This window comes from Kitasatospora cheerisanensis KCTC 2395 (genome assembly GCF_000696185.1).
Taxonomy (GTDB): Bacteria; Actinomycetota; Actinomycetes; order Streptomycetales; family Streptomycetaceae; genus Kitasatospora; species Kitasatospora cheerisanensis.
In genome coordinates, this window is sequence record NZ_KK853997.1 from 6,760,632 (window position 1) to 6,782,108 (window position 21,477).

The window sequence follows — 21,477 nt, forward strand, 5'->3', positions numbered from 1 at the left end:
GACCGGTGGGCTGGATCACCGACCACGTCTTCGAGCCGTACCCGGAACTGCTGATCTTCCTGACCGTCGCGATCGGGTTCCTGGTCGGACGGCTGCACTGGAAGGCCATCGGACTCGGCGCGGTGACCGGCTGCCTGATCGCCGGGCTGTTCACCGGCTGGCTGACCGGCGTCGAGGTCAACGGCACCGTCAAATCGGTGTTCTTCATCATGTTCCTGTTCGCCCTCGGCTACAAGGTCGGCCCGCAGTTCTTCCGCGGACTCCGGAAGGACGGCCTGCCGCAGGTCGCCGTCACCCTCGCGGTCTGCCTCACCGGCCTGGTGATCTGCTGGGCCTTCGCCGAGATGCTCGGCTACGGCCCCGGCCTCGGCGCCGGACTGCTCGGCGGCGCGCTCACCCAGTCCGCCGTCATCGGCGTCGCCCAGGACGCCATCGCCACCCTGCCCGGACTCGGCCACGACCAGATCACCGCCCAGCAGAACCTGGTGCCGATCGGATACGCCGTCACCTACCCGCTCGGCACCATCCTGTGCGCGATCCTGCTGGCCAACATCGCCCCCCGCCTGCTGCGCAGCGACCTCGCCGCGGACTCGCGCGCCCTCGCCGCCGAACTCGACGCCCCCGACGACGACCCCGACCTCGGCGAGGGCTACTACGAGGTCGTGCTGCGCGCCTACACCGCCACCAACGGCCTGGCCGGCTCCACCATCGAGCAGATCGAGCAGCGCGAGAAGGACGCCGACCGGCGGATCTACCTCACCCGGGTCCGCCGCGACGGCACGATCCTGCCGCACGACCAGCAGACCGTCATCCGGCCCGGCGACGTGGTCGCCGTCAGCGCGCTCCGCCACGACCTGGTCGAGTTCGACCCGGTCCGCAGCATCGGACCCGAGACCGACGACGTCGAACTGCTCGACTACCAGACCGAGCACCTGCACGTGGTCGCCTCCGAGAAGGAGCAACTGGGCAAGACCATCGCCGAGTTGCGGCGCGAGCCGTTCATGGTCGGAGTGTTCGTCGACAAGCTGTACCGCTCCGGCGCGGAGTTCCCGTTCGTGCTCAGCACCCAGCTCGAACGCGGCGACACCCTGGTGCTGTCCGGCCCGCAGCGGCTGGTCGACCCGGCCGGGGGGAAGCTCGGCAAGCCGGTGCCGACCAGCTTCGCCACCGACATGACCTGGGTCGGCCTCGGCATCTTCCTCGGCGGCTGCATCGGCATCCCCGCGCTCACCCTCGGCGGCGTCCCGATCAGCCTGTCCACCTCCGGCGGCGCCCTCATCATGGGCCTGGTCTTCGGGTGGATCCGCGGCCGCTACCCCACCTACGGCAACGTGCCGCCCGGCGCCCAGTGGTTCATGGACACCCTCGGCCTGTGCGCCTTCGTCGCCGTCGTCGGCATCAACGCCGGACCGAGCTTCACCAGCGGCCTCTCCCAGGCCGGTTGGGGCCTGCTGCTGTGGGGCGCCGTCGCCACCGTGGTCCCGCTCCTGGTCGGCATCCTGATCGGCCACTTCGTGTTCCGGATGCGCCCGCCCATCCTGATGGGCGTGGTCGCCGGCGCGCAGACCACCACCGCCGCGATCGGCGCCGTCAACGAGGCCTCCCGCAGCCAGATCCCCACCCTCGGCTACACCATCCCGTACGCGGCAGGAAACGTCCTGCTCACCATCTGGGGCGCCGTCATCGTCGCCCTGCTCGGCTAGGAGAGACACTTACCATGACCAAGCCCTCGATCAGCCGCGAAGAGATCCGGCGGCTCTCCCGGCTCAGCCCGTTCGAGCTCAAGGGCGAGTTCATCCGGCTCGCCGAGCACTACCAGGCCGACCGGCCCGGGCAGAAGGAGAAGAGCACCGCCCACATGCTCAACGCCGGCCGCGGCAACCCCAACTGGATCTGCACCGGACCCCGCGAGGCGATGCTCGCCCTCGGCCACTTCGCCCTCACCGAGTCCCGCCGGGTCTGGACCGCCGACAACCTCGGCGGCATGCCCGAACTGCGCGGCATCGCCGGCCGCTACGACCACTTCGCCCGCAGCCACCCCGACCTGGCCGGCATCGAACTGCTCAGCTCCTGCATCAGCCTCGCCGTCGACCGCTTCGACCTCGACCGCGACGCCTTCATCCACGAACTCGCCGACGCCGCGATCGGCGACAACTACCCCGTCCCCGACCGGATGCTGACCTGCGCCGAACAGATCGTCGTCGGCTACCTGCACGACGAACTGATGGACCGCCGGCCCCCCGCCGACCGGCTCGACCTGTTCGCCACCGAGGGCGGCACCGCCGCCATGTGCTACATCTTCGACTCCCTGATGGCCAACGGCCTGCTGCACAAGGGCGACCGGATCGCCCTCATGGTGCCGGTCTTCACCCCGTACATCGAGATCCCCGAACTCGACTCCTACGAGTTCGACGTGGTCCGGATCGAAGCCTCCTCCTTCGCCGAGGCCGGCGTCCGCGAATGGCGCTACCCCACCGAGGAGGTCGCCAAGCTCGCCGACCCCACGATCAAGTTGGTCTGCCTGGTCAACCCCAGCAACCCGCCCTCGCTGGCGCTCTCCCGGCGCGTCACCGACCAGATCGCCGCCATCGTCGAAAGCAGCAACCCCGGGCTGATCATCGTCACCGACGACGTCTACGGCACCTTCGTCGACGGCTTCCGCAGCATCGCCGCCGACCTGCCCCGCAACACCCTGCTGGTCTACTCCTACTCCAAGCACTACGGCTGCACCGGCCACCGCCTCGGCGTCATCGGCCTGCACCGCGACAACGTCGTCGACGACGCCCTCGCCGCCCTCCCGCAGGCCGAGAAGGACCGCCTCGCCAAGCGCTACGGCAGCCTCAGCCTCGACCCCGCGAGCATCCGCTTCATCGACCGGCTGGTCGCCGACTCCCGGCAGGTCGCCCTCAACCACACCGCCGGACTCTCCCTGCCCCAGCAGGCCCAACTCACCCTGTTCTCGCTGTTCGCGCTGCTCCCCGAGGGCAAGGCGTACAAGGCCAAGGTGCAGGCCATCGTCCACCAGCGGCTCCAACTGCTGCTCGAAGGCTCCGGGATGAAGATCTCCCAGGACCCGATGCGCGCCGCCTACTACATCGAGCTCGACCTGCTCGCCGAGGCCGAACGCACCGCCGGCCCGACTTCGCCGCCTACCTCCGGAAGACCTACGAACCCACCGAGCCGCTGTTCCGGCTCGCCGAACAGACCGGCGTCGTGCTGCTCAACGGCGGCGGCTTCGACGGCCCCGAATGGTCCGTCCGGGTCTCGCTGGCCAACCTCGACGACCTCGACTACCTGAAGATCGGCCACCACCTGAAGGCCATCTTCGACGAGTACCGGGCCGAATGGCAGGCCGCGACCGGCAGTTGAGGCCCGCCGGCGGGGTGCCGGGACCGCTCACCGCCCGCCCGGGGCCGCCCGGACCACGCCGTGGTCGAAGGCGAACACCACCGCGTGCACCCGGTCCCGCACCCCCAACTTGTCCAGCACGCGCCGGACATGGGTCTTCACCGTCGCCTCGCCCAGGTGCAGCTCCGCCGCGATCTCCGCGTTCGACCGCCCCCGGCCCAGCAGTTCGAGCACCTGCCGCTCCCGCGGCGTCAGCGCGGCCAGCGCCGCCGCCCCGCCGCCGAACCGCCCGGCGGAGCCGAGCGGGCGAACTCCGCCAGCAGCCGCCGCGTCACCGACGGCCCGAGCAGGGCGTCCCCGGCCGCCACCGTGCGGATCCCCGCCAGCAGCGCCTCCGGCGGCGTCCGCTTCAGCAGGAAGCCCGCCGCGCCCGCCCGGACCGCCGCGAACACGTACTCGTCCAGCTCGAAGGTGGTCAGCACCAGCACCCGGGCCCCCGGGCACCGTTCGGCCAGCTCGGCGGTCGCCGCCACCCCGTCCAGCACCGGCATCCGCACGTCCATCAGCACCACGTCCGGCCGGCCGGCCTCCGCCACCCGCACCGCCTGCGCCCCGTCCGCCGCCTCGCCGACCACCAGCAGGTCCGGCTGCGTCCCCAGCATCATCCGCAGACCGGCCCGCATCAGGTCCTCGTCGTCCGCGACAACCACCCTTATCGGCACGGCAGTCGCACCTCCACCCGCCAGCCGTCGCCGGTCGGCCCCGCCGTCAGGCTGCCGCCCAGCGCCGCTGCGCGGTGCCGCATCGAGGCGAGGCCGCGAGCCGGGCCGCGACGGCGGCGCGGCGGGGCGGGCGCGCCGTTGTCGGTGACGGAGAGGTGCACGGCGCGGGCGCCGGTGGTGAGGCGGACGGCGGCGGCGGTGGCCGTCGAGTGCTTGAGCGTGTTGGTCAGCGACTCCTGCACGATGCGGCGGACGGCCTCCGCCAGCGGATCGGACAACTCGGCCGCCCCGTCGTCGAGTTCGAGCGTGGGGGAGAGCCGCGGCGGCAGGCCGGCGAGCAGCGCGTTCAGCGCGTGGACGAGCGGGGGCGCCGGCCGCAGCAGGCCCAGCACCCGGTCCAGGTCGGTCATCGCGTCCCGGCCGACCCGCTCGATCCGCTCCAGCGCCGCCCGGACGTCCGGCGGCCCGTCGGCGAGGCAGAGCCGCGCCGCGCCCGCGTGCGTCACCATGACCGTCACCGCGTGGCCCACCGCATCGTGCAACTCCCGCGCCATCCGGGCCCGTTCCTCCGCCAGCAGCCGCCCCGCGCGGGCCTCGGCCGCCGCCCGGCGGCGCCGCTCCGCCCGCTCCAGCCGCAGCCGGGTCGCCACCCCGACCGCCGCCGAGACGCCGTGCACCGCGCAGACCAGCGCGAAGCCCGGCCGCGCCGCCAGCGCCAGCAGCACCGCCCGACCGGGACGGCCGCCAGCGCCGCCGCGACGGCCGGCGGCCTGGTCCGGCCCAGCACCACCAGCGGCAGCGCCGAGGCCAGCGACAGGTTCGTCACCGGAGCGCCCGCCAGCACCACCGCGACGGTCGCCGCCGCCCCGGCCCAGAGCGCCGCGACCGGTGCGAGCCGCCGTCCCGTCAGCGCCAGGAACCAGACCACGACCGCGAGTTGCTCCGCTGCCGAACCCCGCCCGAGAGAAGCCGTGTAGCCCGCACCGCCACCGCGATCCCGGCGGACGCCCACGCCACCACCGCGTCCAGCGCGACCCACCACCCCCGCGCGACCGCCCGGTCCGACCGCCACCGCGCCAGCCCCGCCGCACCCTCGCCGACACCCGCCCTCCCGCCTCCGCCCCGCCCACGCTACGGCCCACCCCCACCCCGGCACGTCCACCCCGGAGTTGACGCCGCGTCCCCCTCCGGGAGGAGCCGCCGCTGCCGCGGACGGGCGGAACTCCGGTGCGAGCAGGCCGTGTTCGACACGGACGCGCGTCGGGCGGCCCGCGGTCAGTCCTCGGCGGGCCGGTTCGGCGGCGTCGGTGCGGGGTGCGGCACGAACCGGCTCAGGCGGTAGGTGGTGGGGTGGATCAGGCGGCCGCAGAACATGTCCATCCGCAGGTCGGACTCGTCGACGGGCGGGCGCTCGGCGCGGAAGCGGCGGAGGTAGGCCGCCCACTCCTCCTCGTCCTGGGTGGTGAACAGGACCTCCCAGGTGCCCGCCTCCGGCGCGTGGCGTGCGGCGTTCCGGCGCGCCTCGTCCTGCCGCTTGCGTCTTCTCTTCCCCTGACCCGGCACGAGGTCAGCATCTCCGCCGCCGGCCGCCGTCGGCAAGGGGTTTCCGGCCCCGGCGCGCCGCCCCCGGCCGGGACCGGGCCGCAAGTAGCGTGGCCGGGTGGATCCCGTGAAGGAGCCGGCGGGCCGGACCGTGCGGTACGAGCGGACCGGGCACGTCGCACACGTGACGCTGAACCGTCCCGAGGTGCTCAATGCGATGGACCTGCGGATGCACGCCGAACTCGGCGAGGTCTGGGACGAGGTCGAACGCGACGACGGCGTCCGGCTGGTCGTCCTGACCGGTGCGGGCGAGCGCGCCTTCTCGGTCGGGCAGGACCTCAAGGAGCGGGCCCGGCTCGACCGCGAGGGAACTCCGCCCACCACCTTCGGCTCGCGCGGCCTGCCCGGCTGGCCGCGGCTCACCGAGCGCTTCTCGCTGTCCAAGCCGGTGCTGGCGAAGGTCCGCGGCTACGCGCTCGGCGGCGGCTTCGAACTCGTCCTCGCCTGCGACCTGGTGATCGCCGCGCAGAGCGCCGTGTTCGCCCTCCCGGAGGCCGCCCTCGGCCTGGTCCCGGGCGCGGGCGGGGCGTTCCGGCTGGCCCGGCAGATCCCGCTGAAGGCCGCGATGGGGTACCTGCTGACGGGCCGTCGGATGACGGCCGCGCAGGCACTGGCGTACGGCCTGGTCAACGAGGTGGTGCCGGACGACCGGCTGGACGCCTGCGTCGAGCAGTGGACGGACGACCTGCTGCGCTGCGCACCGCTGTCGCAGCGCGCGCTGAAGGAGGCCGTGATGCGGTCCGTGGACCTGCCCCTGGAGGAGGCGTTCGGCGCCGACTACCGGTGGGAGCGGGTCCGCCGGGCCAGCGAGGACGCCAAGGAGGGGCCGCGGGCCTTCGCCGAGCGGCGCCCGCCGGTGTGGCGCGGCCGCTGAGGGCCGCGCCGCGCCGACGGGCGCCCGCGCGGGTCACTCCTGGTCCGTGCCGCCCGCCTCCTCGCTGTCGTCGCTGAACGCCGACTCGAACTCGTCGATGTCCTCCTGGCCGAGCGAGATCAGCGAGAAGTCCGACGGGGTGTGGCCGCCGGGCCCCGCGGAGGCGTGCCGGGCCAGGCCCTCCAGCACGGCCCGCCAGCGCTCCGCCAGGTCGCCGAGCTCCGCGTCCGAGAGCAGCCCGGCGGGCGACCCGAGGACGAAGGTCAGCTCCGGGCCCTCCGGCAGGTTCCGCGCCGAGCCGTTGATCTCCAGCACGTGCCGCCACGGCATCGCCGGATCGACGCTGCCGGGGATCACGTGCTCGCCGGTCGACGTCCACGGCCGGCCGGACGGGGCCTCGGACTCCACCGTTTCCGGCGCGGTACCGGTGCCGGCGTCGCCGGCGCCCTGCTCCTCGTCGGAACCGCCGAACCGGCCCAGGTAGTTGAACCCGATCTGCGGCGCCGCCAGCGGTTCGAGCACCGGACGCGTCGCCGGGTTCACGTACCGCAGCAGGCCGTAGCCCAGGCCGTCGCCCGGCCGCTGCCGCAACTGCTCCTTGATCCGCTTGATCAGCCGGGCGGTGTCCTCGCCGCCGGCCCGGATCTCGTCCGGGTCGACCGGTCCGGTCTCCAGCCACACCGGGTACACGGCGGTGAACCAGCCGACGGTCCGGGTCAGGTCCATGTCCTCGGCCAGCGGCACCCGGCCGTGCGCCTCACGGTCGATCAGGAAGCCCTCCGGGACCGGCCGGCCGCGGGCCCGCAGCCACTCGTCGAGCGCCGCGGTCAGACCGGACAGCAGCACGTCGTCCACACCGGCGTGGTACGCGGCGGGCAGCGCCGTCAGCAGCGGCCCCGCACTCGCGGCCGGCACCGTCAGCTGCGCGCTGGAGCGGCCGGCGCCGACGGTGTCGGTGCGCGGGTCGAGCGGACGGTGCGCGAGCGGCGGCTCGTCCCGGTCCAGGATCCGCTGCCAGGCGGGCAGTTCGTCGACGGTCTGCTGCGCCCGGGACCGGTCCGCGAGGGCGCCGGCCCAGCGGCGGAAGGAGGTCGGCTCGGGGGCGACCGCCGCCTCCGCCCCGTCCGCGCCGCCCGCGGCGAGGGCCGCGTGGGCGAGCGCCAGGTCGGGCAGCAGCACCCGCCAGGAGACGCCGTCGATCACCAGGTGATGGGCCGTCAGCAGCACCAGGCCGCTCTGCCCCGGGCCGCGGTCGAGGAGCACGGCCCGCAGCATCACGCCGTCGCGCGGCGACAGCGCTGCCTCGGCGGCGGCGGCCTGCTCGTCGATCAGCGCGTTCAGCCGCGTCTCGTCGAAGCCGGCGGCGTCCACCCGGGTCACCGGGTCGGGCGCGGCCGCGTCCGGTCCGGGGACGGTCAGCTGCCCGTCGCCCTCGTCCAGCCGGGCCCGCAGCACGGCGTGCCGGCCGGTGACGGCCCGCAGCACGGCGGTGAGCTGATCGGCCGTCAGTCCGGGCGGGGCGGTCAGCAGCATGGCCTGGCTGCCCGCGCGGGCCGGCGAGCCCGCCCGTTCGGCGATCTCCCGCATCACCGGGGTCAGCGGGACGGGGCCGAACGGGACGTCCTCGGCGTGCTCCGCCTGCGCGTCGTCCACGGGCTCGGCCACCCGGGCGAGCTCGGCGGGCGTGCAGAGTTCGAAGATCTGGCGCGGCGAGATCGCCAGGCCGGCCTTGCGGGCCTGGCCCGCCAACATCATCGAGGTGATCGAGTCGCCGCCGAGCACGAAGAAGTCGTCCTCGGGACCGGCCTGTTCGAGGTGCAGCACCTCCGCGAAGAGCCGGCACAGCACCTCCTCCGCGTCGGTGGCGGCCTCGCGCCCGGCCTTGGCGGAGAACACCGGCTGCGGCAGCGCGGCCCGGTCGAGCTTGCCGTTCGCCGTCACCGGCAGCGCGTCCAGCACCGTCACCGAGGCCGGGACCAGGTAGCTCGGCAGCTTCCCGGCCAGGTACTCCTGGAGCGCCTGCGGATCGAGCGGCTCCCCGGCGCCGCCGTCCGGCACCACGTACCCGGCGAGCCGCTTGTGGCCGCCGCTGTCCTCGATCGCGATCACCAGCGCCTGGGCGACGCCCGGGTGCGCGGCCAGCACGGACTCGATCTCGGCCGGCTCGACCCGGAAGCCGCGGATCTTCACCTGCTCGTCGGCACGGCCGAGGAAGATCAGCTGCCCGTCCGGGGTCCACTGCGCGAGGTCGCCGGTGCGGTACATCCGCGCGCCCTCCGGCTCGCCCTCGGCGGGGAACGGGCAGGCCACGAACCGCTCCGCGGTCAGCGAGGGCCGGCCCAGGTAGCCGCGGGCCAGCCCGGCCCCGGCGAGGTACAGCTCACCCGTCATGCCGACCGGCACCGGCCGCAGGAACGGGTCCAGGACGAACACCCGGGTGTTGTCCATCGGCAGCCCGAGCGGCACCACGTCCGGCACCGACTCCGGGTCGGTGAACGGCAGTTGGGTGGTGAACGCGGTGGTCTCGGTCGGACCGTAGGTGGTCCGCACCACCATGCCCGGGTGGGCCCGCAGCAGCGTCCGGACGGCGTGCGCGGACACCACGTCGCCGCCGGTGGAGACCTCCCGCACGCCGCCGAAGATGTGCGGGGCCTGCTCCGCCAGCACCCGGAAGTACCCGGCGGTGGCGTGCACGTTGGTCACCTGGTGGGCGGCGATCAGCCGGCCGCGCTCGACGGTGTCGATGTCCCCGGCGGGGACCAGCACCAGCCGGCCGCCGTGCAGCAGCGTCGTCCAGATCTCGTACGTGGAGGCGTCGAAGGCGTGGTTGGCCTGCACCAGCACCCGCTCCAGCGCCTCCGACGACCAGCACTCGTCCAGGCAGAACGCCAGCACGCTGCCGTACGTCACCGCCACGCCCTTCGGCAGGCCGGTGGACCCGGAGGTGTAGATCACGTACATCAGGTTCTCCGGCCGCACCGGCACCGGCGGGAAGGCCTCCCCGTCGGCCGCGTCGCCGTCCCCGTCCAGCCGCAGCACCTCGGCCGGACCGAACAACTCGGCGTCGGCCAGGCCCCGCCGGGCGTTCGGCTCGTCGACCAGCACCACCGACGCGCCGGCCTGGGTCGCCACCGCACCCAGCCGGGAGGCCGGATGGGTGCCGTCCATCGGCAGGTACGCGGCACCGGCCTTCACCACCGCCAGCAGTGCGGCGACCAGCTCCGGCGAGCGGTCGGCGACCACGCCGACCAGCGTCTCCGGGCCGACGCCGCGCGCCGCCAGCCGGTGCGCCAGGCGGTTCGCCCGCCGGTCCAGCTCGGCGTACGTCAGCTCGGCGTCCCCGGCGACCACGGCCACCGCGTCGGGGGAGCGGCGGGCCTGCCGCTCGAACAGCTCGGCGAGCGTCGCGTCGGGCAGCGCCCGGCGGTTCGGGTTCCGCGAGCCGTCCAGCTCGTGCTGCTCCTCGCCGGTCAGCACGTCGAGCCGGCCCAGGGTCACGTCCGGGTCGTCGGCGACCTGGCGCAGCACCAGCAGCATCCGGTCGACCAGGCCGCGCGCGGCGCGCGCGTCGAACAGGTCGGGCCGGTAGTCGAGCCGGATCTCGGTGTCGTCGGTCGGCGTGACCACCAGCGTCAGCGGGTAGTGCGCGGCCTCCTCGCCGCCGCCGGCCGACACGATGATGCCCGCGGGGCCGCGCCGGGACGCCCAGGACGGCAGCCGCGGCGGCTTCGGGCCGCCGTTCCCGTCGTCCGGCGGCGGCGCGCCCGGCCGCAGCGGGCCGCCGGCCTGCTCGCCGGAGCGCAGCGCCGGGCCGCCCAGGCCCTCGCCGGGCGGGGCCGGCCGGGGCTCCGAGGGGGCGACGTCCGGGGCCGCCATCGGGCCGCGCGGGTAGTTCTGGAAGACCAGCAGGGTGTCGAAGATCGCGCCCGGCCCGCCGGCCCGCTGGATCTCCGACAGGCTGAGCTGCTGGTGGTCCAGCAGGGCGGCCTGCTGGTCCTGGAGCGCCGCCATCGCGGCGCGGAAGGACAGCGCCGGGTCCAGCCGGACCCGCACCGGCACCGTGTTGATGAACAGGCCGACCATCCGGTCCGCCTGCGGCACGTCGGTGGGGCGGCCGGAGACGGTCGCGCCGAACACCACGTCCAGCCGGCCGGACAGCTTGCCGACCAGCAGCGCCCAGGCGACCTGGTAGACCCGGTTGAGGGTGACGCCGGCGTCGCGCGCGGTGTCCCGCAGCCGGTCGGCGAGCGGGTCGCCGACCCGGTCGATCACGTGCTGGAGCATCTGCGGCGGCCCGCCGCGGTCGGCCGGGCCGACCAGGGTCGGCTCCTCCGTCCCGGCCAGCATGGCGTGCCAGGCCTCGCGGGCGGCGTCGGTGTCGCGGCGGCCCAGCCAGGCCAGGTAGTCGCGGTACGGCGGCACCGGCGGCAGCAGCGACGGGTCGGCGTCGTGGTCGTACAGCGTCCACAGCTCGTCGAACAGGATCGGCAGCGACCACCCGTCCATCAGGATGTGGTGCATCGTCACGACCATCCGGTAGTGGTCGGGGCCGGCGCGCACCAGCAGCACCCGCAGCAGCGGCGGCATGCCGAGGTCGAAGCGCCGCGCGTCGACCTCGGCCAGCCGCTTGGTCTCCTCGTCGGCCTCCTGCTCGGTCAGCTCGCCGAGGTCGGCGTACGTCCACGGCAGCCGCACCCCCTTGGCGATCACTTGGACGGTGTCGCCGCTCGCGCGGGAGCGGAAGGCCGCCCGGAGGCTGGCGTGCCGGTCCAGCAGGGCCTGCCAGGACGCCTGGAGCACTTCCGGCCGCAGCGGGCCGTCGAGGCCGAGGATCCGCTGGCCCACGTACACGTCGCGGGGCGCGTCCTGGTCGTACGAGGAGTGGAACAGCAGTCCTTCCTGCAGCGGGGAAAGCGGCCACACGTCCTCGACCTTCAGCTGGCTCATCATGCTCTCCGTTCGGATCGGTCGGGCCGTTCGGGTCCGTCGGCCGGCCCGCCGGCTTCGGCGGCGGCAGGCGGCGCAGCGGGCCGCCGCCCGGGGGCAGCGGGGGCAGGTCCTGGTAGCCGTTCGCGGGGCGCGCCTCGGGTTCCGGGCGCGGCGCGGGCGGGTTGGCGAACTGGGTGCGGTACAGGTCCGCGTACAGGCCGCCGGCGTCGACGAGGTCGGTGTGCCGGCCGCGTTCGACCACGTGCCCGTCCTTGAGCACGAGGATCTGGTCGGCCTGGCGGATGGTGGACAGGCGGTGCGCGATCACCAGCGCGGTGCGGCCGGACAGCGCCGTCCACAGCGCCGTCTGCAGCGCCGCCTCGGACTCCGAGTCCAGGTGCGCGGTGGCCTCGTCGAGCACCACCACGGACGGCTGCTTCAGCAGCAGCCGGGCGATCGACAGGCGCTGCTTCTCACCACCGGAGAAGCGGTAGCCGCGGTCGCCGACCACGGTGTCCAGGCCGTCGGGCAGCGCGGCGATCACCTGCTGGACCTGGGCGGCCTCGCAGGCCTCCACCAGCTCCGCCTCGGTGGCGTCCGGCTTGGCGTACAGCAGGTTGGCGCGGATGGTGTCGTGGAACAGGTGGGCGTCCTGGGTGACCATGCCGACGGTGTCGCGCAGCGACTCCAGCGACAGGTCGCGGACGTCGTGGCCGCCGATCCGCACCACGCCCTCGGTGGGCTCGTACAGCCGGGCGACCAGCTGGCTGATCGTGGTCTTGCCCGCGCCCGACGGCCCGACCAGCGCGGTCAGCCGGCCCGCCGGGGCGCGGAAGGTCACCCCGCGCAGCGCGTGCGCCTCGCCGTCGCGCTCCGGCGCGGGCAGCGACAGCGTCTCCAGCGAGGCCAGCGAGACCTCCTTCGCCGTCGGGTAGCGGAAGGACACGTCGTCGAACTCGACCTCCGGCGCGCCCGCGGTCCGGGTCGGGGGCAGCGTGACCGGGTTCGGGCGCTCCGCGATCAGCGGCTCCAGGTCCAGCACCTCGAACAGCCGGTCGAAGGAGACCAGCGCCGTCAGGTAGTTCGACTGCAGGTTGGACAGCTGGTTGATCGGGCCGAACAGCCGCGCCAGCAGGGTGGCCAGCGCCACCAGGCTGCCGATCTGGATCGTCCCGGCGATCACCAGCTCGCCGCCGACGCCGTACACCACCGCGGTCGCCAGCGACGCCAGCAGCGTCACCGTCACCAGCAGCATCCGCGAGTACACGGACGTGATCACGCCGACGTCCCGGACCCGGGCCGCGTTGCCGGCGAACCGGCGGGACTCCCGCTCCGGCCGGCCGTACAGCTTGACCAGCAGCGCGCCCGCCACGTTGAACCGCTCCTGCATCAGCGAGCCCAGCTCGGCGTCCAACTGCATCGAGGTGCGCAGGTTGCGCTGCAGCCGGCGGCCCACGATCCGGCCCGGCAGCACGAACAGCGGCACCGTCACCAGCACCACCAGGCCGACCAGCCAGGACAGGTAGAAGATCGTCGCCAGCACCAGGGCCAGCACCACCAGGCTGGACAGCACGTTCGACAGCAGCACCGTCACGGCCTGCTGCGCCTCCATCACGTCGGTGTTCAGCCGGCTCACCAGCGAACCGGTCTGGGTGCGGGTGAAGAACGCCAGCGGCTGCTTCTGCACGTGCTGGAAGACCTCGGTGCGCAGGTCGTAGATCAGCCCCTCGCCGATCCGCGCCGAACTGCGGCTCACCAGGTAGCCCACCAGCGCCTGCAGCACCGCCAGCACCGCCACCGCGGCGGCGGCCAGCGCCACCACGGTCCGGTCGCGGGGCACGATGCCGCGGTCGATGAGCACCCCGAACAGCAGCGGAGTGGAGACGGTGATGACGGCGTCGACCACGGTCAGGGTCAGCAGCGCGGCGATCTTCCCGCGGTAGGGCCGCAGGTAGGGCAGGATCCGCTTGGCCGTGCCGGGCCGGACCTGGCCCTTCAACGGATCGGTGCCGCCGGGGGTGGCCCTGATCGTGATCAGTGCGCCCGGGCCGCTCATGAGGCGGCGACCTTCTTCCCGTTCGGGGGCCCGGGCGGACCGGGCGGACGCTGGTCCGTCCACGCCTCGTCGATGTACGCCAGGCACTCGTCACGCGTGCCCCGGCCGCGGGCGACCTGCCACCCGGGCGGCACCTGCGCGAACGCCGGCCACAGCGAGTACTGGCCCAGCGGGTTGACCAACGCCAGGTAGACGGCGTCCGGGTCGTCGAACGGGCTGATCATCGCGGTCTCCTTCGCGTTCCGGGCTTCCGACAGGGAGCAGATTCCGGGGTTCCGACAGGGAGTCGAGGGGGCACCGGCGGCGTCACCCGGGCGGCCGGGCCGCGAACCGGCCCGCCTTGCCGAGGACGTCCGCCGCGTGGATGCGCAGCGCCTGCTGGACGGCGAACTCCGCCATGTACGCGCGGAAGCCGTCGGCCGGCTCCAGCGCCAGGTTCACCATCCGGCGGTTGGCGGTGACGGCCGGGTCGCGGAGCCGCACCAGGGCCAGTTCGACGGCCTCGTCCAGGCCCGCCGGGTCGACCACCTCGTCGACCAGCGTCCGGGCCTCCGGGTCGGCCGCGTGCACCCGCCGGCCGCCGAGGATGATCTGCCGGGCCAGCCGCGGGCCGGTCACCGGCGGCAGCCGGAAGTCCGCCGCGCCCGGGACGATCCCCTCCTGCGCGGCCGGCAGGCTCAGGTACGCGTCGGACGCCGCGAGGACGTGGTCCACCGCCAGCAGCAGCTGCATGCCGCCGCCGATCGCGAAGCCGTCCACCGCCGCCACCCACGGCATGTCCGTCAGCGGGTACCGCCACGACGGCTCGTCCGTGCGCAGCCCCAGCAGCAGCTTCCGCAGGTAGCCCAGCTCGCGGCGCAGCAGGAAACCGACCAGCGAGATCTCGCCCGCGTGCAGCCGCTTGAGGTTGATCCCGGCGCTGAACACCCGCCGACCCGCGTAGCGCGGGTGCGTCATCTCGCCGCCGCGGATCAGACCGATCTCGCACTGCTCGTCGAGCAGCGCCAGGTCCACGGCGGTCTCCATGTCGTCGACCTGCTGCTCGTCCTCCGCGTTCAGCCGGTCCGGCGCGCACATGGTGATCCGGGCGACGCCCGCGTGCCGCTCCAGCAGCGTGGTCTCCAGCCGGACCGCCCCGGTGGCCCGGAACCCGTCCAGCAGGCCGAGCGCCCGGTCGGTGGGCCGCAGCATCGAGTCCAGCAGGTGGTCGCCCGCGGGCGGGCAGCGCAGCAGGCCGCGCAGGAACACGCCCAGGTCGACGTCGTAGCCCAGCCGTTCGGCCACCGGCGTGGCCCGCTCCGCCCGCAGCTGCGCGGGCGAGGGCACCAGGCCGGGCGCGGCCGCGTCGGCGGCCGCCACCAGGGCGTCCAGCCGCGGCCGGCGGGTCCGGCCGCCGGTCAGCCGGTCGTACAGCGCCCCGGCGTGGACGTCCAGGAGGGCGGTGCGCTGCGCCCGGGCCCGCTCCAGCGCCTGTTCGACCAGGGGGCGTTCCTCACCCGAGTACGGGCCGGGGTCGGGCAGCGGCGCCAGCAGCCGGACCGCCCGGTCCAGCGGGTCCGGGTGCGGCAGCTCGACGGTGTCGGCCGCCCGTGCGTGCGAGGTGCTCATGTCGTCACCCCGTTCGCCGCCCGCAGCGCCCGGTCGCAGGCGGCCAGGTGCGGGCCGAGGGCGTCCTCGAAGCTCATCCACTGGGCGTCGAAGGCGAGTTGGCGGCGGATCGCGAGTTCCGGGCCGGACATCCGGCGCAGCAGCCGGGCCGCGGCCACCAGGGTCCGGCGGGGGTCGGTGCTCAGCTGGTCGACCAGTCCGCGCTCCAGCGCCTCCCGGGCGGTCAGCGGCCGCCCGAACAGCACCATCCGGCGGGCCGGGGCCAGCCCCAGCTGCTGGACCAGCCGGAACGCGGCCATGCCCGGCCAGGTGCCGTGCTCCTGGAACGCCAGCCGCAGCCGCACGTCCGGCGCCGCCACCCGGACGTCCGCGGTGAGCAGCAGGTCCAGCGCGACGCCGCCGCACTCGCCGCTGGCCGCCGCCAGGGTGGGCAGCCGCAGCCGCTCGAAGCGGCGCACCGTCCGCTCCCACTTGGTGACGGCGGCGACGTCCGGCCGCTTCTCCACCGCGTCGCCCGGGTCGCCGGGCGGGGCGCCGGAGACGTACAGCGCCGCGAAGTCGGCCCCGGTCGACTCCGCCTCGTCGCACAGGTCGGCGACGGCATGGGTCAGCTCGGCCGAGATCTCCCGGCTGCCGTCCACCCGCAGCACCGGACCCCCGACGAGAGCGTTGACTGGCATGGCGTTCTCCCTTGCTGGGTCACCACTGGATGAGCGCGGTCTCGATGGTCGAACCCGGCCCCATGGTCATGAGCACTCCGTAGTCGCCGGCCCGGGCCACGCCCTCCTGCAGCAGCCGGTCGTAGGAGAAGAGGAAGGAGCCGCTGGAGACGTTGCCGTAGTCGCGCAGCACCGTGATGGTGTGCCGGAGGTCGTGCCGGGTCAGCCCGAGGTTGACGGCGATCGAGTCGATGACCTTCTTGCCGCCGGAGTGCACCAGCCAGTGCTCGATGTCGTCGCGGTGCAGCGAGGTGCCGGCCAGCAGCCGGTCCACCACGCCCTCCACGTTCGCGCCGACCAGGTACGGGACCTGCGGGTCCAGGAAGAAGCTGAAGCAGCCCTGGTCGCGGTCCCAGTCGTAGCGCATCGCGTCGATCGCGTCGACGATGGTCACGCCCTCCGTCCGCAGGATCCGCGGACCGTCCGGGCCCGCGCCCGGCACGCCGTCCCCGCCGACCGGGTCGGCCATCACCGCGACCGCCGCGGCGCCGTCCCCGAACAGGCTGTTGACCACGGCCGTCCGCATCGTCGCGTCCATCGCGTACGCCGCCGAACACGCCTCCGCGCACACCATCACGGCCGGCCGGCCCGGGTTGGCCGCCGCCCAATTGCGCACCACGCCGAGGCCGTTGAGCCCGGCGTTGCAGCCCATGCCGACGATGTCGGACCGCCCGACGTGCCAGTCCATGCCGAGCTCGCGGATCAGCAGCGCGCTCAGGCCCGGAGTGAGGAACCCCGTCGACGTCACGCAGCACAGGTACGCCACCTCGGACAGGTCGATCCCGGTCCGCTTCAGGCACTGCGTCAGCGCCTCCGAACCCAGGCTCACCGCCCACGCCTTGTGCTTGTCGAGCAGGTCGCCCTGACTCTCCCGGACCCGGGTGCCGTCCGGCCCCGCCGGCGGCAGCACCAGCGAACGCTGCCGGATCGAACCCATCAGGAACACCGAACGCACCCGCCGGTCGGTGATCTCGAACAGGTCCAGCAACTCCTCCTGGGAATAGTGCTCGGGCGGCACCGCGGTGCCCACGCCCAGAATGTGCGGGGCCGTCAGGCCCACCGGCGTCTCCGGACCCGCGGTCATGACGGGTCACGCTCCGTTCCGCTTCCCGTTCCTGCGTCGCGTGCTGCGTCGCTTTCTGTCCTGCGTCCTGCGTCGTGCGACGCCGGGCCCATGGCCTCGACGAAGCGGGCCAAGCGCTCGGTGCCGTCCACTATCTGACGTGGCGTCAGGTAACTGATGGACAGCCGGATGTCCTGCTCGCCGCCGCCGTGCGGGTGGAAGAACTCCATCGGCGTCCAGATCACCCCGAACTCCCGGGCCGAGCGCTCCAGGGCCGCGACCCCGGTGCGGAAACCGGTCCGCAGGGTCAGGAAGAACCCGCCGTCCGGACGGTTCCAGTCCACCCCCAGCGCGCGGCGGCGCGACTCCGGCAGCCGCCGGTCCAGCTGCGCCAGCGTCTCGGCCATGCTGCGGCGGTAGTGCTCCGCCGCCCGCGCGCTCAGCTCGGACAGCCGCCCGTCCGCGCTCAACAGGGCCCCCGCAGCCGCGGCCTGACTGAGCGTCGAGGTGTTCACCGTGACCATGCTCTTGACCTTCGCCACGTCCTGCGCCAGCAGCCGGACCCCGCCGTTCCCGTCCCGCACCTGCTGGTCCGCCACCAGGTAGCCGACCCGGGCGCCCGGGAACAAGGTCTTGGAGTAGGTGCCCAGTTGAACCACGCACCCCGCCCGGTCCAGCGCCTTCAGCATCGGCGGCCGCGGCCCCGGGCCGGCGAACCGGTACGGACTGTCCTCCAGCACCAGCAGCCCCTGCCGCCCGGCCAGCTCCAGCAGCGCGGTCCGGGTCTCCAGATCCAGCGTCGACCCGGTCGGATTCGCGTGGTCCGGCACCACGTACACCGCCCTCGGACGGCGGCCCGCCGCCCGCTCCGCCCGCACCGCCGCGTCCAGGTCCGCCACCACCAGCCGCCCGTCACGCTCCGGCACCGCGACCACCGGAATGTCCAGCAGCCGGGCCGCGCCGATGATGCCCACATAGCAGGGAGTCACCAGCAGCAGCACGTCCCGCGGCGTCGCGAACAGCGTCCGCAGCACCAGGAACATCGCCTCCTGCGCGCCGACCGTCACCACGATCGACTCCGGCGCGACCTCCAACTCCTCGTCCTGGCGCAGCGAATGCGCGATCAGCTCGCGGATCTGCCCCGCCGCCGGCCCGTACTGGTAGAAGCTGCTGCGCACCTCGGCCGGCCCCGCGCCCCGGCTCCCCAGGTACGCCGCGTACCGGCGCAGGTAGCCGTGCACCTCCTCGACCTCGAAGAAGCCGTCGTACGGGCGCCCCGGCGCGAACGACACCGCATCCGGGAAGGCGAACGTGATCTCGTTCAGGAAGTTCATCCGGTCGAGGACCGGGTCCTCGATGCTCGAATGCAGGGTCGTCGAATCGAGCACCATCGTGCCCACCTTTCCGCGCCCACACCGGGGTTCCGGCACCTCGCCGCACGGCGGATGCTCCGGCTCGGAGGAAGGACGCGCGGCAGGCGACGGGAGCGCGGCGGCCGGCTCGCCGAACGCCGCGGCGGGCGGGGAGGTCGCGGCGGGCGGGGAGGTCGCGGCGGGCGGGGAGGTTTCGAAGCCCCGGGCCGGAGAAGACGTCCCGAACGCCCGGCCGGGCGGAGGCACTTCCGGCCGGGAACACGGCGCCCGTCGGCCCGCCGGCGTTTCGCCCGGACCGTCCTCCGACGCCTCCGATGCTCGGACATCGGCCATGTTCGACTTCGACTTCATCGCGGTCCCCTGGGGCCCGGCCCGCGGGCCCCGGTCTGTGACGCTGACACCGCACACGCACCACCGGCTCCGAGCCCCTGCGGGCGTGGCGATTGCACGCGAGACGGCCGTCGACGGGGCCGGGCAGGACGTGGCGCACGGTGTACGAGCACCCTGATACGGCCCCTCACCGCACTTCGCGCCTACGGCGGACATCCACGGGATACGTGCGGCACTGGGCCTGCCTGCTTTTCGTCCTTCCTCCAGTACGCGCCCGAAGCCACGGGCGTGTCAAGCCTGGCCGTGAGGGCCGGTGCGCGGGCACCGCAAGCATCGTGCGTGGGCGGACTGTGTGGGCGGGCTGGTTCGGCCGGGCTGGTGCGACCGGGCCGTGGGGGTGGCGGGGCGGTCAGTGCGGGAGGTGGTGCTCGCCCAGGGTGCGCAGGTGGCGGGCGAGGGCGGTGCGCTGGGCGGCGGTGAGGCCGGCGGTGAGGTCCGCGTCCACCGTCTCGGCGGCGTCGGCGCAGCGGGCGAGCAGGCTGCGGCCCTCCGCGGTGAGGGTCAGGACCTGGCGACGGCGGTCCTCCGGGTCGCGCAGGCGCTCGACCGCGCCGAGCTCCTGCAACTGGTCCGCGAGCGCCACGATCAGGCTCGGCGCGACGCCCAGCCGGGACGCCAACTCCTGCTGGGACGCCGCCGATCCGGCATCCAGCGCGGCCAGCAGCCCCGCGTGCTTCGGCTTGAGGCCGAGCGCCTCGACCCGCGCCGCGAAGCGGTCGGCGGCGAGGGCGCCGAGGGTGCCCAGGTTGAAGGCCACCGTCGCGCGGAGCGCCGCCGCGCCCTTGACTTCTGCTCCCTTGACATCGCTCACGAGCCGAATGGTAGCGTCCGCGTATCGTTCACAGCTCGAATGATTCAGGTGGAGATGGAATGACTGCACTGCTGGTGGCCAACGCGGTGGCGGCACTGCTCGGCGCCGGATTCGGGGTGGCCGGAGCGGTCCGACCCGGGCTGGTGCTCGCCGCGGACCAGCCCGTCACCGCCGGAACCCACCTGTACGCCCGGGCCTACGCCGCCCGCGCCCTCCCGCTCGGCATCGCCACCGCGCTGGTCCTCGCCGCCGGCCCGCGAGACGCGGCCTGGCCCCTGGTGGTCGTGGCCGGACTGGCGCAGGTGGGCGACTCCGCGATCGGGATCCGCGAACGGAACCCCGGCATGGCGATCGGCGCCGGCGCGGCCGCCGCCCTCCACCTCGCCACGGCCTGCTGGCTGACCCGCTGAGCGGGGACCGCCCGCAGAACCGGCCCGCCGCGCGTCCGGAGCCCCGCTCTGCCGCCGACCGTTGACCGCCGATCAACTCGGCTGTCGGCATAGCAGGTTGGCGGGCGGCGGACCGGAGGCGGCCCGATGCGGCTAGTGCCGGAAGAGCACTTCGGGGTTGTTCGGCGAGGGGCCGTCCAGCAGCGGGCTGTGGATCCCCTTCAGGCTCTGGTCGAAGAACGCCCTCACGTACTCACGCGTGATCGCGATTCCACGCTCGGGGTCGAGCGGCGGCGTCGGGAACCCGGCCTGTCCCTGGAGCAGGTCTCCGTCGGAGAAGCTGAAGTGGTCGGAGCCGGTGACCGTCAGCCACTTCTTGAAGCCGCCGAGGGCGGTCCAGGCCTCCTCCCAGTCGGTGTAGTGGTCGGAGCCGCCGGGCGTGTGGCCCAGCATGAGGAACGGCCGGTCGATCTGGCCGGGCTTCGGGACCGGGTGGAAGGTGCCGTCGATGTTCACCCCGGCCCGGACGCGCGGGTCGGCGACCATCGTGTCGGCCACGGCCGCTCCGCCGAGGGAGTGTCCGGCCGTGCCGATCCGGTGCCTGTTGACGAGGTGGGCCAGGTGCCACGCGGTGTTGCCGTGCGTCAACTCGTCGATCACGAAGGACTCGTCCCGCGCCCGGCTGGCGGCGACGGCGCCGTAGTCGAGCGTCTCCGGGTGGTCGCAGATCGCGCACGGCGGCGTCTGGCCGTTCGCCAGCGTCTCGCCGCTGTCCTCGTAGGTGTGGCCGATGAGCGCGACCACGTAGCCGTGGCTGGCCAGGTCGGTTGCGAGCGAGGTGAGCGTCATGCGCGGGTTCTCGGACGCGGGTGAGAGGAGCACCAGCGGGTACTTGCCGGGTTGCGGCCGCGCGCCGTCGAAGGCCTGGGTGGTGACGCCGGCCAGGCTCTCCGGGGTGATGCCGGAGCTCGGCGGCAGATTCCGGCGCTGGACGACTCCGGCTGCCTCGGCGAGGGTCATGTACGGGGCCGGGGTCCCCGTCCCGGGGACGGCCGGGTAGACCATGGTGACGGTCAGTCGGCGGGGGCCGGACGACGGCACCCACGGGTCGGGACGGCTGGTGTCGGTGAGGTGGATGACCTCCTCGCCGGCGGCGTAGCGGCCGGTCGGCTCGGGGAGCTCGCCGTGGAAGGACCGCGCGGGCGTGGCGGCGGGCGTGGCCGCGGCCGTGGCGGCGGCCGCGTGCACGGTGGACGGCGGGGTCGTGGCGGCGAATCCGGTGCCGGTCTCGGCCACCGATGCGGCGAGACCCAGGAGCGCGACGGCGCCGATACGGCGCTTGAGGTTCGACGGAGTGCTCATGGGCACGATCCTGTCCGGCTCCGCGCCGCCGCTCGATCATGCAGGCTTCACTCTTCACGGTGGTGCTGGGTACACCCCGGGCTCCCCGGCGACCCGAGCTCGCGCTGCGGTTCGCCTGCGCCGGCGCGGGTTCGGCCGGGCAGCGGCCGCCGGGGTCAACTCCACTGCCGGGGTGAGGCGTTGTCCACCCGCAGGGGGACCGGTCCGAGCTTCGGCGGGGACGCGCCGCGG

General features: G+C 74.2%; 14 protein-coding genes and 3 pseudogenes. 5 read left to right on the top strand and 12 right to left on the bottom strand.

Annotation, left to right across the window (positions count from 1 at the left end; all coding sequences use genetic code 11):
• Positions 1-5 precede the first annotated feature (5 nt).
• Entirely contained in the window at positions 6-1,703 is a 1,698-nt protein-coding gene (aspT, locus tag KCH_RS30385; protein ID WP_035868245.1) for an aspartate-alanine antiporter, read from the top strand.
• Between the two features lie 14 nt (positions 1,704-1,717).
• A pseudogene (locus KCH_RS30390) lies at positions 1,718-3,369 on the top strand (bifunctional aspartate transaminase/aspartate 4-decarboxylase).
• Between the two features lie 27 nt (positions 3,370-3,396).
• On the opposite strand, the pseudogene KCH_RS30395 reads toward KCH_RS30390, so the two are convergent.
• The 3 genes and pseudogenes from KCH_RS30395 to KCH_RS30410 form a co-directional block, all read right to left on the bottom strand.
• Positions 3,397-4,031, bottom strand: a pseudogene (locus tag KCH_RS30395) (response regulator).
• A 29-nt stretch (positions 4,032-4,060) separates the two neighbouring features.
• A complete protein-coding gene (locus tag KCH_RS30400) occupies positions 4,061-4,795 on the bottom strand; it encodes a sensor histidine kinase (protein WP_051653614.1) in 735 nt (244 codons plus the stop codon).
• Between the two features lie 550 nt (positions 4,796-5,345).
• Complete coding sequence (locus tag KCH_RS30410) at positions 5,346-5,633, bottom strand: hypothetical protein (protein ID WP_035868249.1); 288 nt, start codon at positions 5,631-5,633, stop codon at positions 5,346-5,348.
• Positions 5,634-5,730: 97 nt separating this feature from the next.
• Here KCH_RS30410 and dpgD point away from each other — a divergent pair, with 97 nt between their 5' ends.
• Complete coding sequence (dpgD, locus tag KCH_RS30415) at positions 5,731-6,546, top strand: enoyl-CoA-hydratase DpgD (RefSeq protein WP_035868253.1); 816 nt, start codon at positions 5,731-5,733, stop codon at positions 6,544-6,546.
• A 33-nt stretch (positions 6,547-6,579) separates the two neighbouring features.
• Here the strand turns inward: dpgD and KCH_RS30420 are convergent, their stop codons facing one another.
• On the bottom strand, positions 6,580-11,493 hold the full coding sequence (locus KCH_RS30420) for a non-ribosomal peptide synthetase (RefSeq protein ID WP_051653615.1): 4,914 nt from the start codon (positions 11,491-11,493) through the stop codon (positions 6,580-6,582).
• Positions 11,494-11,747: 254 nt separating this feature from the next.
• Here KCH_RS30420 and KCH_RS45235 point away from each other — a divergent pair, with 254 nt between their 5' ends.
• A complete protein-coding gene (locus tag KCH_RS45235; RefSeq protein ID WP_244305490.1) occupies positions 11,748-11,969 on the top strand; it encodes a hypothetical protein in 222 nt (73 codons plus the stop codon).
• Here the strand turns inward: KCH_RS45235 and KCH_RS40250 are convergent.
• The 7 genes and pseudogenes from KCH_RS40250 to KCH_RS30465 all read right to left on the bottom strand — a co-directional run.
• Positions 11,936-13,336 (bottom strand): annotated as a pseudogene (locus tag KCH_RS40250) (ABC transporter ATP-binding protein); the annotation flags it as partial. The gene KCH_RS45235 and the pseudogene KCH_RS40250 sit on opposite strands and share 34 nt — an antisense overlap.
• A 191-nt stretch (positions 13,337-13,527) precedes the next feature.
• A complete protein-coding gene (locus tag KCH_RS30440; protein WP_051653616.1) occupies positions 13,528-13,755 on the bottom strand; it encodes an MbtH family protein in 228 nt (75 codons plus the stop codon).
• An 82-nt stretch (positions 13,756-13,837) separates the two neighbouring features.
• Positions 13,838-15,139, bottom strand: coding sequence for a (3,5-dihydroxyphenyl)acetyl-CoA 1,2-dioxygenase DpgC (gene dpgC / locus KCH_RS30445; RefSeq protein ID WP_051653617.1), 1,302 nt, complete (start codon positions 15,137-15,139; stop codon positions 13,838-13,840).
• Entirely contained in the window at positions 15,136-15,819 is a 684-nt protein-coding gene (gene dpgB / locus KCH_RS30450; RefSeq protein WP_035868265.1) for an enoyl-CoA-hydratase DpgB, read from the bottom strand. Before dpgB ends, dpgC begins: the two co-directional genes overlap by 4 nt.
• Positions 15,820-15,838: 19 nt before the next feature.
• Positions 15,839-16,942, bottom strand: coding sequence for a 3,5-dihydroxyphenylacetyl-CoA synthase DpgA (gene dpgA, locus KCH_RS30455; protein ID WP_035868268.1), 1,104 nt, complete (start codon positions 16,940-16,942; stop codon positions 15,839-15,841).
• Positions 16,939-18,312 (bottom strand): aminotransferase-like domain-containing protein, encoded by a 1,374-nt coding sequence (locus KCH_RS30460; RefSeq protein WP_063750205.1) that lies wholly within the window; start codon positions 18,310-18,312, stop codon positions 16,939-16,941. The genes dpgA and KCH_RS30460 overlap by 4 nt, the downstream gene beginning before the upstream one ends.
• Before the next feature lie 721 nt (positions 18,313-19,033).
• A complete protein-coding gene (locus KCH_RS30465) occupies positions 19,034-19,495 on the bottom strand; it encodes a MarR family winged helix-turn-helix transcriptional regulator (protein WP_035868271.1) in 462 nt (153 codons plus the stop codon).
• A gap of 59 nt (positions 19,496-19,554) precedes the next feature.
• Between KCH_RS30465 and KCH_RS38040 the strand changes: the two genes are divergently transcribed.
• Positions 19,555-19,905, top strand: coding sequence for a hypothetical protein (locus tag KCH_RS38040; RefSeq protein ID WP_051653618.1), 351 nt, complete (start codon positions 19,555-19,557; stop codon positions 19,903-19,905).
• Between the two features lie 132 nt (positions 19,906-20,037).
• On the opposite strand, the gene KCH_RS30475 is transcribed toward KCH_RS38040, so the two are convergent.
• The gene (locus tag KCH_RS30475) at positions 20,038-21,246 is read right to left on the bottom strand and encodes an alpha/beta hydrolase family protein (RefSeq protein WP_051653619.1); all 1,209 of its coding nucleotides are present in this window, start codon (positions 21,244-21,246) and stop codon (positions 20,038-20,040) included.
• Positions 21,247-21,477: the final 231 nt, after the last annotated feature.